17 protein-coding genes are annotated in these 16391 nt (G+C 66.9%); 8 read left to right on the top strand and 9 right to left on the bottom strand.

Annotation, left to right across the window (positions count from 1 at the left end; translation table 11 throughout):
• Positions 1–150 precede the first annotated feature (150 nt).
• Positions 151–699 carry a HutD family protein gene (locus tag ACFTWF_RS28980; RefSeq protein ID WP_378464569.1) on the top strand — a complete coding sequence of 183 codons (549 nt, stop codon included), beginning with the start codon at positions 151–153 and terminating at the stop codon, positions 697–699.
• Positions 700–774: 75 nt separating this feature from the next.
• Positions 775–1356: a TetR/AcrR family transcriptional regulator gene (locus ACFTWF_RS28975; RefSeq protein WP_378464568.1), complete on the top strand. Its 582-nt coding sequence runs from the start codon at positions 775–777 to the stop codon at positions 1354–1356.
• Here ACFTWF_RS28975 and ACFTWF_RS28970 read toward each other — a convergent pair.
• The 8 genes from ACFTWF_RS28970 to ACFTWF_RS28935 form a co-directional block, all read right to left on the bottom strand.
• Positions 1315–2778 (bottom strand): APC family permease, encoded by a 1464-nt coding sequence (locus ACFTWF_RS28970; protein ID WP_378464567.1) that lies wholly within the window; start codon positions 2776–2778, stop codon positions 1315–1317. The two genes, ACFTWF_RS28975 and ACFTWF_RS28970, sit on opposite strands and share 42 nt — an antisense overlap.
• A gap of 26 nt (positions 2779–2804) precedes the next feature.
• Positions 2805–3113, bottom strand: a complete 309-nt coding sequence (locus ACFTWF_RS28965) for a hypothetical protein (protein WP_378464566.1) — start codon at positions 3111–3113, stop codon at positions 2805–2807.
• A gap of 35 nt (positions 3114–3148) precedes the next feature.
• The gene (locus tag ACFTWF_RS28960) at positions 3149–4591 is read right to left on the bottom strand and encodes a flavin monoamine oxidase family protein (protein ID WP_378464565.1); all 1443 of its coding nucleotides are present in this window, start codon (positions 4589–4591) and stop codon (positions 3149–3151) included.
• A 449-nt stretch (positions 4592–5040) separates the two neighbouring features.
• The gene (locus ACFTWF_RS28955; RefSeq protein WP_378464564.1) at positions 5041–5616 is read right to left on the bottom strand and encodes a TetR/AcrR family transcriptional regulator; all 576 of its coding nucleotides are present in this window, start codon (positions 5614–5616) and stop codon (positions 5041–5043) included.
• On the bottom strand, positions 5613–6611 hold the full coding sequence (locus ACFTWF_RS28950) for a heme-dependent oxidative N-demethylase subunit alpha family protein (RefSeq protein WP_378464563.1): 999 nt from the start codon (positions 6609–6611) through the stop codon (positions 5613–5615). The genes ACFTWF_RS28955 and ACFTWF_RS28950 overlap by 4 nt, the downstream gene beginning before the upstream one ends.
• Complete coding sequence (locus tag ACFTWF_RS28945) at positions 6608–7585, bottom strand: PDR/VanB family oxidoreductase (RefSeq protein WP_378464562.1); 978 nt, start codon at positions 7583–7585, stop codon at positions 6608–6610. Before ACFTWF_RS28945 ends, ACFTWF_RS28950 begins: the two co-directional genes overlap by 4 nt.
• Positions 7582–8103 carry a dimethylamine monooxygenase subunit DmmA family protein gene (locus tag ACFTWF_RS28940; RefSeq protein WP_378464561.1) on the bottom strand — a complete coding sequence of 174 codons (522 nt, stop codon included), beginning with the start codon at positions 8101–8103 and terminating at the stop codon, positions 7582–7584. The genes ACFTWF_RS28945 and ACFTWF_RS28940 overlap by 4 nt, the downstream gene beginning before the upstream one ends.
• A gap of 18 nt (positions 8104–8121) precedes the next feature.
• On the bottom strand, positions 8122–8505 hold the full coding sequence (locus ACFTWF_RS28935; RefSeq protein ID WP_073367719.1) for an ethanolamine utilization protein: 384 nt from the start codon (positions 8503–8505) through the stop codon (positions 8122–8124).
• A gap of 327 nt (positions 8506–8832) precedes the next feature.
• Between ACFTWF_RS28935 and ACFTWF_RS28930 the strand changes: the two genes are divergently transcribed.
• The 6 genes from ACFTWF_RS28930 (at position 8833) to ACFTWF_RS28905 (ending at position 15700) form a co-directional block, all read left to right on the top strand.
• Positions 8833–10026: an NAD(P)/FAD-dependent oxidoreductase gene (locus tag ACFTWF_RS28930; protein WP_378464560.1), complete on the top strand. Its 1194-nt coding sequence runs from the start codon at positions 8833–8835 to the stop codon at positions 10024–10026.
• A gap of 45 nt (positions 10027–10071) precedes the next feature.
• On the top strand, positions 10072–11433 hold the full coding sequence (gene glnT / locus ACFTWF_RS28925) for a type III glutamate--ammonia ligase (RefSeq protein WP_378464559.1): 1362 nt from the start codon (positions 10072–10074) through the stop codon (positions 11431–11433).
• Positions 11434–11457: 24 nt separating this feature from the next.
• Complete coding sequence (locus tag ACFTWF_RS28920; RefSeq protein ID WP_378464558.1) at positions 11458–12354, top strand: glutamine amidotransferase family protein; 897 nt, start codon at positions 11458–11460, stop codon at positions 12352–12354.
• Positions 12342–13040, top strand: coding sequence for a protein glxC (locus ACFTWF_RS28915; protein WP_378464557.1), 699 nt, complete (start codon positions 12342–12344; stop codon positions 13038–13040). Before ACFTWF_RS28920 ends, ACFTWF_RS28915 begins: the two co-directional genes overlap by 13 nt.
• Before the next feature lie 10 nt (positions 13041–13050).
• Complete coding sequence (locus ACFTWF_RS28910) at positions 13051–14367, top strand: FMN-binding glutamate synthase family protein (protein WP_206009017.1); 1317 nt, start codon at positions 13051–13053, stop codon at positions 14365–14367.
• 103 nt (positions 14368–14470) lie between these two features.
• On the top strand, positions 14471–15700 hold the full coding sequence (locus tag ACFTWF_RS28905; protein WP_378464556.1) for an allantoate amidohydrolase: 1230 nt from the start codon (positions 14471–14473) through the stop codon (positions 15698–15700).
• 37 nt (positions 15701–15737) lie between these two features.
• Here ACFTWF_RS28905 and ACFTWF_RS28900 read toward each other — a convergent pair whose 3' ends face one another.
• Positions 15738–16325 carry a TetR/AcrR family transcriptional regulator gene (locus tag ACFTWF_RS28900; RefSeq protein ID WP_378464555.1) on the bottom strand — a complete coding sequence of 196 codons (588 nt, stop codon included), beginning with the start codon at positions 16323–16325 and terminating at the stop codon, positions 15738–15740.
• Positions 16326–16391 lie beyond the last annotated feature (66 nt).

The raw sequence follows: 16391 nt of genomic DNA, 5'->3' as shown, positions 1-16391 counted from the left end.
ATCAGTGTCTATCGACAGTGAACCAAAGTGGAGATTTCGATAATAGTGCGCTGCGTGACGAATGCGTTACGGATCGGTGCCCGCGGGTTGTGTCCTTGAGGAATGAACACCGTATCGTGACAGTTGACAAATTTGGCTGAGGGAAAGGCTGTGAACACAGTGCGTGAGGCCCGGATCATCCGTCGTGCAGATCGCCGCGCCACCCGGTGGGCCAACGGTGCGGGGACGACCGCGGAGATCGCCACCGGTGCCGCCACCCGGTGGCGGGTCAGCGTCGCGACACTCGACGGGAGTTCGGCCTTCTCCTCGTTCCCCGGGGTGGACCGCATCTTCACGGTGATCGGCGACCATCCGGTCTCGCTCGACTTCGGCGGCGCGCCGACCGTGATTCCGCGCCTCCGCCCGACGCCGTTCGCGGGTGAGACCGGCCCTACGTGTGCGGCCGCCGGGCCGACCGAGGCGTTCAACGTCATGATCGATCGGTCCACGACCGCCGCCTCGGTGGACATCGTCGACGTCGGGATCGCCCACGAGGTGGCCGCCGAGGATCGAGTGGCCGTCCTCGTCCTGGTTCTGGACGGACGGCTGACGACGGACCTCGGGCCCGTCGGACCCGGCGACTGCCTCCTCGTCGAGCGGGGGGCGGTGCACCTGTCGGGACCGGCGTCGGTCGTGGTCGCGGAGATCTCCCCCAGGTGAGTGGCAAAGGGTGCCGGGGCACACATTGCCACTCACCTGCGGGTGTCGTGGTCCGCGGGCAGTGGCGATGCGAAGATGGTGTGCGTGGACCCCGACACCGTCACCCGACCTGCCCCGGCGCACGGCAGTAAACGACAGGCCCTGATCGACGCCACGATCACGCTGGTCGCACGGGGCGGTCTCCGCAATTTCACCTATCGCGCAGTCGCCCGCGAAGCAGGTGTCGCGCACGGTCTCGTCGCCCATCATTTCGGCAGCCGAGACGCCCTCATCGAAGAGGCGCTGCGGTACACGCTCGACTCGAGCGCAGAAGTGCTCACCGACGTGACCGAGGGATCCAGCCTGGACGACTTCGTCAGTCACCTCGCCGAACTGGTCTCGCGTGAACCCGATCTGCAAGCCTTCCAATACGAGTTGATCCTGGAGTCCCGGCGCAACCCGGAACTCGCGCCGCTCGTGGAGAACCTCTACGCGGCCTATCGCGACGCCACCGCAGACGCTCTCGAACGGGTCGGTATCACCCGGGACGATGCCTTGACCCATCTGGTGTTCGCCGCCCTCGACGGTTTGGTGTTTCAGCAATTGACCATGGGGAACTCCGCGCGGACCGAGGCCTCACTCGCGAAACTGCGGCAGTTCCTCGCATCGGCGCGCTGACGCCTCGGTCCCGGAGGTGTCCCGCCACGTCAGGGGCGCTCGGTCCTGAATCTTTCTGCGGTAGAAGAAGAGTGCGACGCCGACGAGCAGAAGCGCGACACCCAGCAGAACTTCCTTCGGTCCACCGGCATGACTGAGGCCGGGGTTGAGGACTCCGACGACGAGCATGACGGTGTTGAGCACCGCGACCACTGCGGCAACCGGGATCCAGCCCTTCGAGAGCCGGATCGGACGCGGCCAGTGCGGGCGGTCCTTGCGGAGGAGCAGAAACCCGATCACGGCGAGGGTGATCGCCAGGATGTACCCGAGATTGCTGGCGATGAGGATGGCGACGGGGTTGCCGATGAACACCAGGATCAGCAGGTTGACGGTCATGGTGATCCACAGCGCGCGGCTGGGGACTCCATTGCGGTTGAGCTGATCGAGCTGGGTCACGGACATGCCCTCGGAGGCGATGCCGAACAGGGCACGACCGGCGTCCGCGGACGAGGAGATCATACTGAGGAACAGTGCGCCGCAGAGGATGGCGGTGATGATCCCGGACAGGCCGCCGGAGATCTCCCCGATGCTGGCGACACCGTACGTGATCGGGTTCTCCGCGATGACGGCCTCGCCGAGCTGGCCGGTGGTCGCGATCGGGACGACGGTGTAGACGCCGACCATGAACAGTGCGATCGACGTGAGGGCGCGGGAGGTGTCACGGCTGGTGTCCTTGTATTCGGGTGCGAAAACGGCGCACAGTTCACTGCCGTAGATCGCCCACGCCGACACGTACAGCCACACCACGAACGTCTTCCAGCCGCCGTCCACATGGGACGTGAGGTTCACGGCGTGCCATTCGCCGGAGACGAACGGGCCGACCGCCAGCGCGGCGAGCACGACGATGAACGCGGCACCGATCACCTGGTTGAACTTCACCGCGACCGTGATCCCGGCGACGTTCAGTGCCGTGCACAGCACGATCGTGACCGCGGAAATGACATGGGGGAGACCGAAATCGACCCCGGCGAGCGAGAACAGGGTCCAGGTGGCGTCCGGGAACCACTGCGCCTGGACGAGAGACCCGATCGTGAGTCCGACGAGGGAGAGCACCAGTGACCACCCGCACCAGTAGCCGAACGCGGCGAGGGGTCCGAGTGGGGCGAAGTACCGTTTCCAGGCCTCGGTCGCGAAGGTCGCGACGCCGCCGGCCTTGTCCGGGAACATCGCCGCCATCTCCGAGAACAAGGTGTTCTGCAGAAGTGCGACGACGGACAGGACCACACAGATCACCGCCGCGGGGATTGCTCCGATCGATCCGATGACGTACCCCACCGAGACGAAGAGCCCCGAGGCGATCGGCAGCGCGAGCATGAACCCGTGATACCACCGCAAAGTTTTGTGTAGTTGATGATCCGGCGCCGGCGAAGCTGTCTCGTTCATGACTGTTCTCTCCTCGGGCGGGGTGATCAGGCGATCGGGCTGACGGCGGACTCGGGGAACTCGGTGACCTCGATCTCGACGTCCTCGAGGAGGGCGAACATCTTCAGGAACTCGGGGAGATTCGCGGCGTCCGCATTCGCGGCGTCCGCCGCTTCCCGGGTTTCGTAGATCCACAGGTCGACCCACGTTCCGTCCGACCGCTGCCCACAGAACGGCACGGCAAGCAATTTCGGGTGGGCGGCCTTCACCTCGGTGATGGCGGCCTTGCGGAGGCGGCAGTATTCCTCCGCATCCGACGTCAAGGTGAAGGTAACGAGCTCGGCGCAATACGACATTGTGATGGTTCCTTCGGTTTCGGTGGGGTGGGTGATCAGCGGAGCGACTGCAGAATTCGGGCCGCGGCCGTCTTGCCGCTCTCGATGGCGCCGTCGATGAACCCGGCCCATCCCTCGGCGTAGTCGCTGCCGGCGAGGCGGACATGCCCGTGCGGTTCCGACGCCGCGTTCTGCACCGCGACGAGTTGGTTGGGTCGCAGCATGGCCCAGGTCTGCTGCGACAGGTCGTCGGCAACCCAGTCGTGACCGTCGACCGCGACCGCCTCGATGTCGGGAATCCATTCGCGCAGAGCGGATTCGACGGCGTCTCGATCCGTGATGTCGATGCGCGTCGCGTCGCGGCCGAAGGCGACGATGAGGCTGTCCCCGTCGATGTCGTACTCGTACTGGAAGAAGTTCAGCGCGCACGAGCTGGGACCCAGACCGGCAACCTTGCCGACGTCACCCCGAACGCGCACCCACACCTTGCAGCCGGTCGACGCCTGACCCTCGTCGGCGACCGAGCGGATGTCGGCGGGAAGCGCAGGTGCGAAGTCGATCGTGTTCAGGACGTTCAGTGGGAGGGTGACGACCACCTCCCGGGCGGTGAACGTCCGGCCGTCGGTGAGGGTGACGGTGGCGCCGTCCGCATCCTGCTCGATCCGCTGCACGCGCGCGCCGAGGCGGACATCCGCGGAGGACTGAGCGGCGATGGCGTCGAGCAGGGCCTTGGTGCCGCCGGCCAGCTTGAAGGTGGCGCAGGCTTCGAACAGGAGATGCCAGTTGCCGCCCGTCAGCGCACACCACCGCAGGCCCTGCGTGTAGGCGGATACCTCGGGCCTGCCGCTGAAGTTCAGCGCCCACATGCCCTCGACCAGGGCATGCTGCTCATCGTCCAAATTCAGCTCTGCGATCTTCTCCGCGACCGTGATGTGGTCGAGCGCTTTCAGTTCGTCGCTCACCGGTCGGAAGTGGAAAGGGTTGGGCAGCAACCTCGCTGATCCGTCGAGTACCGAGGTCATCCCGGTGTCGAGGAGGTCGAACATGACGTCGGGTGACCCGTGGCGGATCTCGTCGCCGACCTTCCACAGCGCGTGTTCGGCGACGGGACTGCTGATCAGGGGCAGATCGTACCGGCCGATCTCCGCCCAGACGTGCGGCTGCGTCCAGTGCACCCACGTGCCGCCGAAGTCCAGAGATTTTCCCAGGCCACTCTCGCGTGTCCACGTCCGTCCACCGAGGCGGTCGCGCGCTTCGAGGAGGATCACCGCGGCGCCCTGCTGGGTGAGTTCCCGCGCCGCGGTGACGCCCGCGAACCCTCCGCCGACGACGATGACGTCGGTGTCGTACTGAGTCATGGCTTCCGCCCTTTCGAATTTTTTCGGGAGATGTCGGCCAGGCCGAGGCAACCGTGGCTCGGAAAGATCCCGAGGGGCTGTGCTCCACGTCACCTGTACGGATGCACAGTAATGGCCTTGATTCGGTTTGTATAGACCCATTTTGTCTACTCTAATTAAACAAGAAATATCTAAAGTGGATTATGCAGATAGGACGCGTGTGTTCTCGTGTATTGGTTCGAGGTTCGCTTGACCATCTGGACAACATCGTGATTGCGAGCTAGATTCTTCGCATGTCGGACGTCCTGACCACGCGAAGCGGCGGCAGGCAATCCACGAACACAGGTGAGTGGCAAAGCGTGCGGGGGCACGCCTTGCCACTCACCTGGGGGGGGATCGTGGTGTTCGGGGACTTCGACGGCCACGCTTAGTTGTTGCTGCGTCGGGTGATGCACGGTGCATCACCATGCTGTTCGTCCGCAGGTTGCTGTTCGTCGTCGTAAGGGGGGCCGCGGGCGCCGATTCGGTCCGCCAACACCTGCTGGTCACCGAACCCCCATGCAGGTGAGTGGCAAAGCGTGCCGGGGCGCACATCGCCACTCACCTGGGGATTACCTCGCTGTCGACAGGATCCGGCGCAGGCGCTCGATGGCGCGCTCTGTCGCGGGACGGTCCTTGGCGATGAGTTGGTGCATGATGAATCCCTCGATCGCGGAGTAGACCAGCAGGGTCAGGTCGTCGTCGGCGGTGATGCCCAACCGGGTCAGGGCCTGGGACGTCGCCTCGATGTACGTGGCGTACAACAGTTTCACGTGTGGGTCGAGGCGCGGGGTCCGCCGGGATTCGAGCATCAGTTCGTACTGGAACACCTGGAGGTCGGGGTCGCGGGCGACGAGGTCGGTGAGGTGCTCGACGAAGTTGTCGAGTGAGGATCCGGCGGCGAGGTCGGCGAAGACGCCGGCGCTCTTGTCCAGCGCGTAGCGGAGCGCGGCGTCGACGAGGGCGTCCGTCGACCCGACGCTGCGCAGCACGGCCTCCTCGGAAAGGCCGGCCTCGCGGGCGACGGCCCGGACCGTCAGACCGCGCAACCCGTCGCGGGCGATCACGGCGACCGTTGCGCGGACGAGGTCGTGGCCCTGGTCGGTCGGGGGAACCGCACGCCGTGGCCGCCTGTCGGCGACTGTCACGGCTCGACCTTCCCGTGGGCCGCGAGCCATCTCATCCCGGGCTCCCGTGTGCGGCTGATGCCCTTGTATTCGGCCATGTCGACCGGCAGGTCCTCGAGGACCTTGTACAGCCGATCACCCCACTCCGGAACGGACGCGACATCCCGGAGCGACAGCAGGTACGACCGGATCAGGAACATGACGGCGCCGGTGTGGGGGAGCCGGATCAGATGCTGTACTTCGGTTCTCAGGAACAGCCGGTCGCCGACGTCGTCGAGGGGGCCCTCGGCGAGGGTGCGCCGGTCCTTCCCCCACCGAGGATAGGTTTCGGTGGAGGTGTCGAGTTTGCCGTCGACGGTCAGCGTCCAGTTGGTGCGCCGGTAACTCTGGCCGGGTTCGAGGCGCATCAGGAAGTTGTGTGCGCGCGTGATGATCTTCTCGCTGTGGATGCGCGGGACTGGGCCGTGGATCTCGAGGAAGCTCATGCCCACGTCGAACCCGAAGGACCAGTCGGCCGCGAACGTCACCAGCCCGGCGTCGCCCCACAGTTCGCCCTCGCGCTGATCGAGCAGCACGACGTCTTCCTGGATCTGGCCGCAGATGTAGACCAACGGCGGTGCCGGCAATGTGGCGGGGTCACCGAAAGTGAAGCTGTGCTCGATGTCGAGGAGGTCGTTCTTCCAGAACCAGGTGTCACCGCGGTGTTCGAGAGTCATGGTGCCGGGGTATTCGGCGGCGAGGGTGCACATCAGTGTGAGCATCGCGTCCCAGGCGGCCGGGACCATGTGCGGCAGGCACTGGTGCCGCGACGGGTCCGCGGCCAGGATCCGTTCGCGCTCGGCCAGTTCCCGCCTGTAATGGGAGTCGATGGCGATACGCGTGGCACCCCAGCTACCGGCGACGGTGTCGGTGGGGTTGCCTGCCGGTTCGACGTTGGTGCTGTAGCGGTACTGGTCCTTGGGAAAGGGGAACGGGAAGCGCGCGATGTGATTGGCGCGTGAGTCGGTCGATGTCACAGGTCCAGCTCCAATCGGTCTCCGACGGCCCGCGAGACGCACGGCATGATCGAGTCTCCGGACGCCTTCTCGTCCTCGGTGAGGAACATGTCGCGGTGTTCGATCCGGCCACCGCGCACCGACAGCCGGCATTCGCCGCACACCCCTTGGCGGCACAGGTTCGGAACGTTGATTCCCTTGTCCAGCAACGCCTCGAGCAGACTGGTTCCCGACGGGACCGGGATGATCATGCCGGTGCGTCCGAGCGTCGCGGCGAACGGGGCGCCGTCGGGGAGTGGACCCGACCCGAACGCCTCCGAATGGACCCGGCCCGGGGGCCAACCGCAGTCGCGGGTCCAGTCCGCCACCGCGGCGATCATCGGCGCCGGACCGCAGGTGTAGACGTGGGCGCCGAGTGGTTGGTCCGCCAGTGTGGGAACCAGGGTCTCGCGCAGTGCGTCGGGCGTCGAGACGGTGACGAGGCGGTCGCCGCACAGCGCCGCCAGTTCGTCGACGTGCGCCCCCTGCCGGTCGCGGAAGGAATAGAACACCTCGAACGAGCGCCCCCATTCGAGGGCGGCCCGGACGTGCGACAGGATCGGGGTGACACCGATTCCGCCCGCGACCAGCAGGTGGTGCCGGGCAGTGAGCACCGGCGCGAACGCGCTGCGCGGGCGGCTGACGCGGACGGTCTGCCCCGGCTGGAGGTCGTGGATCCAGCGTGAACCGCCATGCCCGTTCTCGTCGAGCCGGACCGAGATCGCATAGTGGTCCGGCTCGATCGACGGCCCCGTCAGCGAGTAGGAATTGCGTCTGCCCTCGGCCCAGTCGACAGCGAGGTGACTGCCCGGGGTGAACGACGGCAGCGCGCGGCCGTCCGGGTCCGCGAGGGCGACGTGGCGGATGCCCGCGCACAGTGTCCGCGCCTCGCGGACCGTGAGGGCCAGGCCACTGCTGACACCCTCGCCCGCAACCGTTTCGAGCGTCAGGGTCATGGAAGTTCCTCCGCGTCGGCTCGGTATCCCAGGTACGCGCTGTGGCGTCGGGAGAAGTGGTAGTAGACAGTGAGTTCCTCGGAACACCCCGCGCACGGCGTCGTCCCTCCGACGGCGACCGGAACCTTCGACGACGTCGTGTGGCAGTGCGCGCAGAACACGTCGCGCACCGGGGCATCGGGGGCACCGATCACGGCGGCGATCTCCGCGGGCAGTGCGCCCCCGGAGATCAGGCGGGAGCGTACGGCCGCCACCGTCCGCTCCGAACCCGCGACGACGAATCGCCATCCGATGCGCGCCTCGCGCAACAGGTCGGCGAGCCCGGACCCCTCCGCGTTGTCCACGGTCACCGTGCGAGTCGGTACCGGGGCGACCCGCTCGGACAGCTCACTCAGCGCCCGGGCGCTGACCGAGCTGTCCGAGACGAGCAGCGCATAGCAGGTGACGCGAGCACCGGCCGCGAGGTCGTCGACGGCCTGATATTCGGACCGCCACCGGGGGACGCTCGTCGACCTCATCGAGACCGCCATCGCAGATCAGGGTGCGAAGGAGCGGTGGCCGACGAAGTAGGCCAGCGCGCGGTCGGGGGTGGTGAAGCGGATACGCGACCCCTTGGGGAAGAAGATCGCATCCTTCGCCTTCGCCACCTCCACCTGGCCGGTGTCGAGGTTCTCGAGGGTGAACTCCCCTTCGAGGACGACCTTCATCTCGTCGTATGCGTAGTAGTAGTCGAGCGGGGCGTCGGTGCGCCGGAGTTCGAAGTAGCCGGCGGACATCTCCGATCCGTCCGGGTTGGAGAAGACGTCGTCGATGTATCCCTCGGTGCCCGGGTACTCCGAGACCGGCATTTGCGGCAGGTTCTCGTGGAATCCGGCGGTGACGCGGAACGCGGCGACGGTGGGCTTGTCGGTCGTGGTCATGGGTTCTCCCTGGAGACGCGGTGATGAGCGTCGGAGTGTGAATGAGTGGACCCCGTGTTGTGAAACCTGAGGTAGCAACAGGAAACCACAACCCGTATTTCCGCGACGTAAATCAATCGGTCGGTCCGGTAAATACGCAGATCACAGTGCCGATAGAGGCCGAAATGACCATCGTCCATCGTGGATTGGTGATGCATCAACAACATTGCCGTAACGCGTTGGACATAGTAGAACTGTTTCATAGTGAACAACAGCGATTCATGAGGTGAAACGAACCGCTACTCAAGCCGCCAGCGCCCGAACATCCGGCCGAATGAAGGAAGCAACGTGACCCAGACAGCAAAGTTCGTGATCGTCGGTGGGGGACTCGAAGGTCTCGCCATCGCGTGGTCGCTCGCGGACCGCGGAGAGACCGACGTCCTGGTCCTCGAGCGTGGCACCTTGTGCTCGGGCATGACCGGCAAGTCCAGCGGCGTGGTCCGGTGCCACTACGGCACTCCGTCGCTGGCGGCGATGTCGTGGTACGGCGTCGACATCTTCACCCGCGCCACCGAGATCTTCGGCGACGACATGGCGTTCCGTCAGTGCGGGTACGTCGTCGGCGTCGGTGAGAACAACATCGACCCGCTGAAGGCGAACGTCGCGATGATGCAGAGTCTCGGCATCGACGTCGACTACATCGGCCACGACAAGATGGCCGAACTGTGGCCGGGCCTGCACCTCGACGACTTCGCTGCTTTCGCGTACGAACCCCTCGGCGGCCGCGGTGAGGCGTACATGGCCGGCATGGCGTTCGGTGCGTCCGCCCGCAAGCTGGGGGTGAAGATCCGCCAGAGCACGCCGGTGACGTCGCTGCTGCAGAGCGCGGACGGCCGCGTATACGGGGTGACCCTGGAGAACGGCGACGAGGTGCACGCCGAGCACGTGATCCTCGCGACCGGACCGTGGGCACCCGAACTCGGTGCCGGTGTCGGTGTCGACATCCCGGTGAAAGCGCAACGGGCGCAGCTCGTCCTGATCGACCAGGGAGTTCCCACCCCGGAGGTGCCGGTGCTGTCGGACCTCGCCGGACTGCAGTACATCTGCCGCGAACCTAACGGCGAACTGCTCGTCGGCAACAGCGACCACGCCGCCCCCGAATACATCGATCCCGACAAGTACAGCAACCGCGCGGACGACAGCACCATCGAGAAGAACATCGGCAAGCTCGGCAACCGCCTGCCCGACATGCCCGACCCGCGGATCACCTCGAGCTACGTCGGCGCGTACGACGTCACCCCCGACTACAACCCGATCATCGGACCGGCCCCGGTCGACGGTCTGTTCCTGGCCACCGGGTTCTCCGGTCACGGGTTCAAGATCTCCCCGGCGGTCGGGCGTCTGGTCGCCGACATGCTGCTGGACGACGGCACGACCACCCTCCCCAACGTGGAACCGTCGGACTTCCGCTACTCGCGCTTCGGAGAGGGCGACCTCCTCTTCAGCCTGCACCCCTACGAGGGCGCCGGCGAAATGCGCTGACCCGCACACCACCTCACCCGCCGACCACCAGTTCAGGAGCTCACCATGGCTGTCGACACAGCTGACGCGTTCACCGCGCAGAACATCGTGACATCCCCACCGCAGACCTTGTCCGAGGTGGCCCGGGCCACCGAAACCACCTTCATCCTCGCCCTGTTCGTGACGCTGTCGGGCAAGCCGTGCGCGAAACTCGTCCCGATCGAGGCCGTCGAGCAGCTGCAGGACGACGGCGTCGGCTTCGCCGGCTACGCGGCGGGACACATGGGTCAGGAGCCAAAGGACTCCGATCTCGTTGCCGTGCCCGATGTCTCGTCGTTCACCCCGATCCCGTTCGTGAAGCCCGGGCTCGCGATCGTGCACTGTGATCCGCACGTGGAGGGGAAGCCCTGGCCGTATGCGCCGCGGGTGATCCTGAAGGAGACGCTGAAGAAGGCGTCCGATCTCGGACTCTCCGTCAATGTCGGCGCGGAGATCGAGTACTTCCTCGTCCACCGCGCCGGAGACGGCGACCTCACCACCGCCGACACCGCCGACGTCAGCAGGCAGCCGTGTTACGACGCCCGCGATGTCACCCGGATGTACGACCACCTGACCGAGGTGTCCGCGGCGATGAACGCGCTCGGGTGGGGCAACTACGCCAACGACCACGAGGACGGCAACGGGCAGTTCGAGCAGAACTTCGATTATGCCGACGCGATGACCACCGCCGACCGGGTGATCACTGCCCGGTACCTGTTGTCGGTGATCGCCGAGAAGCGCGGGATGAAGGCCACGTTCATGCCCAAGCCCTTCTCCGACCGCACCGGGTCGGGCATGCACCTGCACCTGTCGTTGTGGAACGAGGACGGTTCGGTGTTCCCGGACGGCGACGACCCCAAGGGGCTGGGACTGTCGACGACCGCGTACGCGTTCATCGCGGGAATCCTCGAGCACGCCTGCGCGCTGCAGGGTGTCATCGCCCCGACCGTCAACTCCTACAAGCGAACCGGTGCCACCTCGACGAGCAGCGGCGCCACCTGGTCGCCGCGATACGCCACCTACGGTGGCAACGACCGCACCCACTATCTGCGGGTGCCGGACAAGAACCGGGTGGAACTGCGCGGCGGAGACGGCTCCGCCAACCCCTACCTCGCCGCGGCCACCGCCATCGCCGCCGGGCTGGACGGCATCGCCCGGAATCTGGACCCCGGCACCCCCGGATCCGGTGACAGTCCCAGCGACATGCTGCCGATGACGCTGCTGCACGCGATGGACGCACTGGAATCCGATCCCATCGTGACGGGCGCCCTCGACGTCGCGGGCCCCGGCGTCGCCGAGTACTTCGCGAAACTCAAGCGCGAGGAGTTCTTCGCCTGGCACAACACCGTCTCCCCCTGGGAGCTCGACCACTACCTGACAGCGTTCTGACAGACCTCCCGAAAGGAGACATCCATGTGTGGAATCGTCGGACTTCACCTGCGTGAGCCGTCCCTCTACCCACAACTCGGCGCCCTGCTCACCGACATGCTCGGGCAGATGTGCGACCGCGGACCCGATTCCGCAGGCATGGCAATCTACGGTGACACGACGTGGTCCCCGGTCGGCGAGTCCACGGTCTCGCTGCTCGACTGCCCCATTCCCGCAGCGGAACTCGCCGCGACGCTGTCCGCGTCGCTCGACACCACCGTCACCGGCATCGATCTTTCTCCGACGACGATCCTGCACGGCGTCGTCGGCGCCACAGACCTCGCCGCGGCCGTCCGCAGCGTGGTGCCGTCGGCGCGGGTCATCGGATTCGGCGACGACCTGACCGTCCTCAAGGGCGTCGGAAACCCCATCGACCTGGCACACCGGTTCGGTCTGCCGTCGGCGAGCGGCTGGCAGGGTGTCGCCCACACCCGGATGGCCACCGAGTCCGCCGTGACCGCCGAGGGGTCGCACCCGTTCTCCGTCGGCCCCGACCAGTGCCTGGTGCACAACGGGTCGTTCTCGAACCACATGACCATCAAGCACCAACTCGAGCGCGACGGCGTCGTGTTCGACAGCGCCAACGACACCGAGGTCGGGGCACGGTTCGTCGCCAGGCAACTCGCCGAGGGCGTCGACCTGGAGAAGGCGCTGCTGATGCTCAACGAGACGTTCGACGGTTTCTACACCCTCCTCGTCTCGACCGCGGACTCGTTCGCCGTGGTCCGGGACGCCATCTCCTGCAAGCCCGCCGTCATCGCCGAGACCGACCAGTGGGTCGCGATGGCCTCCGAATACCGCGCCCTGGCGAACCTGCCCGGCGTCGACAACGCCCGAATCTTCGAGCCCGAACCGGAAGAGGTGTACGTATGGCACCGGTAGCCACCACCGAAGCAACTGTCCTGGACCTCGCGACGTCGAGCACCCGGGCCGTCAACGAGCGGCTCACCTCGCCCGAGGCGCCGAAGACGGTCACCGTCACCGGTCCCCAGGGTGCGCACGCGCTCGCCTGCGGCCTCGACTCCGACGTCGACGTCACCATCGAGGGGCACGTCGGCTATTACTGCGCCGGCATGAACCAGCAGGCCACGGTGACCGTCACCGGCAATGCCGGCGTCGGTGTCGCCGAGAACATGATGTCGGGGACGGTGCACGTCAAGGGCGATGCGTCCCAGTCCGCCGGTGCCACCGCCCACGGCGGACTCCTCGTCATCGACGGCAACGCCGCCGCCCGGTGCGGGATCTCGATGAAGGGCGTCGACATCGTCGTCGGCGGCAACATCGGGCACATGTCCGCGTTCATGGGCCAGGCCGGACGTCTCGTCGTCCTCGGTGACGCCGGTGAGGCTCTCGGCGACTCGCTGTACGAGGCCCGGATCTACGTCCGCGGCACCGTCGCCTCCCTCGGCGCCGACTGCATCAAGAAGGACATGCGCGAGGAGCACCTGACCGAACTGCGGGAACTGCTCGACGCCGCCGGTTTCGACGCCGACCCGTCCGAGTTCACCCGCTACGGCTCCGCCCGCCAGCTCTACAACTTCCACGTCGACAACGCCAGCGCGTACTAGGAGAACCGTCATGAACACCCCGAACCCGGCCCTGCGCGAATCGGCGACGTTCGACCGCGGCGTCATCTCCGAGATCCAGCGGGCCGCCGAGACCGGCATCTACGACATTCGCGGGTGGGGCGCCAAGCGCAAGCTGCCCCACTTCGACGACCTGCTGTTCCTCGGGGCCTCGATGTCGCGGTACCCGCTCGAGGGCTACCGCGAGAAGTGCGACACCGACGTCGTGCTCGGTGACCGGAACGCCAAGTTCCCGCTGCACCTCGACATCCCGATCACCATCGCAGGAATGAGTTTCGGGGCGCTGTCCGGGCAGGCGAAGGAGGCCCTCGGCCGCGGCGCCAGCGAGGTCGGCACGTCCACCACCACCGGTGACGGCGGCATGACCCCGGAGGAGCGCGGGCAGTCGAAGAACCTCGTCTACCAATACCTTCCGTCGCGGTACGGGATGAACCCCGACGACCTCCGCAAGGCAGACGCCATCGAGATCGTCCTCGGCCAGGGTGCCAAGCCCGGCGGCGGCGGAATGCTGCTGGGACAGAAGATCACCGAACGCGTCGCCGGAATGCGCACCCTGCCGATGGGGGTCGACCAGCGGTCCGCATGCAGGCACCCCGACTGGACCGGACCCGACGACCTCGCCATCAAGATCATCGAACTGCGCGAGATCACCAACTGGGAGAAGCCGATCTACATCAAGGTCGGCGCCACCCGCACCTACTACGACGTCAAGCTCGCCGTGAAGGCCGGTGCCGACGTCGTCGTGGTCGACGGCATGCAGGGTGGCACCGCCGCCACCCAGGACGTGTTCATCGAGCACGTCGGCATCCCCACCCTCGCCGCGATCCCGCAGGCGGTCCAGGCGCTGCAGGAGCTGGGCGTGCACCGGAAGGTGCAGCTCATCGTGTCGGGTGGCATCCGCAGCGGCGCGGACGTCGCCAAGGCGATGGCCCTCGGGGCGGACGCCGTCGCGATCGGCACCGCCGCCCTGATCGCGTTGGGCGACAACAGTCCCCGCTACGCGAAGCAGTACGAGGAACTCGGCTCCGCGGCCGGGTTCTACGACGACTTCCAGGCCGGCAAGGATCCCGCAGGCATCACGACGCAGGACCCGGAGCTGTCGAAGAACCTCGACCCCGTCGAGGCCGGCCGGCGCCTCGCCAACTACCTGCGGGTGCTCACCATGGAGGCGCAGACCCTCGCCCGCGCCTGCGGCAAGTCACACCTGCGCAACCTCGAACCCGAGGACCTCGTCGCCCTCACCGTCGAGGCATCCGCCATGGCCCGCGTGCCACTCGCCGGAACCACCTGGATTCCGGGCGCCCTGTAGGCGGCTCCGCCGCCCGTGCGCCTTTTTGGTAGCTGGAACAACCAGAAAGGCGCACGGGTGCGAAGCGCCTGTCAGCCCGAACTATGAATAGAGGACCGAGAACATGACATCCTTCGATTCGCTGTGGGCCAGCATCCTCGATGTGGGACAGCACAAGTCGACACGGGGATACCGCCGATTCGCGTGGAACGACGCCGACATGACGCTGCGCGAATGGTTCGGCGACTGCGCCCGGCAGCGGGGGATGAGCGTCGAGGAAGACCGCAACGGCAACCTGTGGGCGTGGTGGATGCCCGACGGCTGGGACGGTGACCCCCGCGACGCGTTCGTCACCGGCTCGCACCTCGATTCGGTACCCGACGGCGGCGCCTACGACGGACCGCTGGGGGTGGTGTCCGCGTTCGCCGCCGTCGACCTGGTCCGTGAGCGGGGGATCGTGCCGACGCGCCCGGTGGCGGTCGCCGCGTTCTCCGATGAGGAGGGCGCCCGGTTCGGCGTCGCCTGCGTCGGGTCGCAACTCTCGACCGGTGCGGTGGCACCCGCACGGGCACTGGCGCTGCGGGACAACGACGGCATCAGCCTCGGCGAGGCTCTGATATCAGTAGGCCGGGACCCGGGGCATCTCGGCGAGGACCCCGACCTCGTCGATCGCGTCGGGGTGTACGTCGAACTGCACGTCGAGCAGGGGCGGGCCCTCGACCTCATCGACAGTCCCATCGCCGTCGCCTCGTCGATCTGGCCACACGGCCGATGGCAGTTCGTGTTCTCCGGGGAGGCGAACCATGCCGGCGCCACCCGACTCGTCGACCGCCGCGACCCGATGCTCGCGTTCGCGTCGTCCGTGCACACCGCCCGGACCGCCGCGACGCTGCACGAGGCGGTCGCGACGTTCGGCAAGGTGCGGGTACTTCCCAACGGCGCCAACGCGATTCCATCGGAAGTGCGGGCCTGGCTCGACGCCCGCGCCGCCGACGAGGACACACTGACCAGGCTGGTGCAGCAGATCACCGCCGAGGCGCAGGCCTACGCGGCCGCCGACGGCGTCGGTCTCGAGGTCGATGCCGAATCGGTCACACCGATCGTCGAGTTCCCGCACGACACCCGGGAACGGTTGCGCCGCTCCCTCGCCCACCTCGGGGACATCCCCGTCCTCCCCACCGCCGCCGGACACGACGCCGGCATCCTGTCGGCGAAGGTGCCCACCGCGATGATGTTCGTCCGCAACCCCACCGGTGTGTCCCACTCGCCCGACGAGTTCGCCGAACCGGACGACTGCAACCGCGGCGCCGAAGCCCTGGCCGACGTGATGGCCGACTGGATCACCGCCACGTGAGTGGCAAAGTGTGTCGGGGCACGCTTTGCCACTCACCTCAGGGGCGCCATTCCTCGAGCTGCTCGACGGCGGTGTTCGCGACGGCGACAGCCTCGTCGCGGTTGACCCGCGACAGCAGGAGCGCGCTGACGGACAGTGACGTCAGAAGCCGGGTCCGGTGCTGGAGGGTGGCGGCGGAGGCGTCCGGGTCGTGGGCCCGGAGTGCGTGGGTGAGTGCCGCGGACAGTTCACATTGGTACGCGTCGACCACGGACCGTTGCGCGTCGTCGTGTGCCGCGAAGCCGGCGGCGCTGTTGAGGAGGAGGCATCCGCGGCCGGGGGCGTCGTCGGGGAGGGCGGCGAGGGCGTCCGCGAGGCTGCGGTAGTAGCGCTCGGCTGCGTCGGGGCGGGTGGGTTCGTCGGTCAGGACGCGGAGGCGGGGGCGCACCACGTGGTCGAGGTAGTCGTGCACGGCGGCGTCGTACAGTCCGCGTTTGCTGGTGAACGCGTGGTACAGACTCGACCGATTCAATCCCGTGACGCGTTCGAGTTCGCGTATCGATGTGGCTTCGAAGCCCTTGTCCCAGAACAGGTCGCGGGCATGGCCGATCACCTCGGCCGTGTCGAAATCCTGCGTGCGCGGCATGACGGTCCTCACTCATGGTTGTGAAACGATCATTTCAGTATATATTGAAATGGTCAGTTCAGAACG

The organism is Rhodococcus sp. NPDC056960 (assembly GCF_042674125.1).
Taxonomy (GTDB): Bacteria; Actinomycetota; Actinomycetes; order Mycobacteriales; family Mycobacteriaceae; genus Rhodococcus_F.
This window is presented reverse-complemented; position numbering and strand designations above follow the sequence as displayed.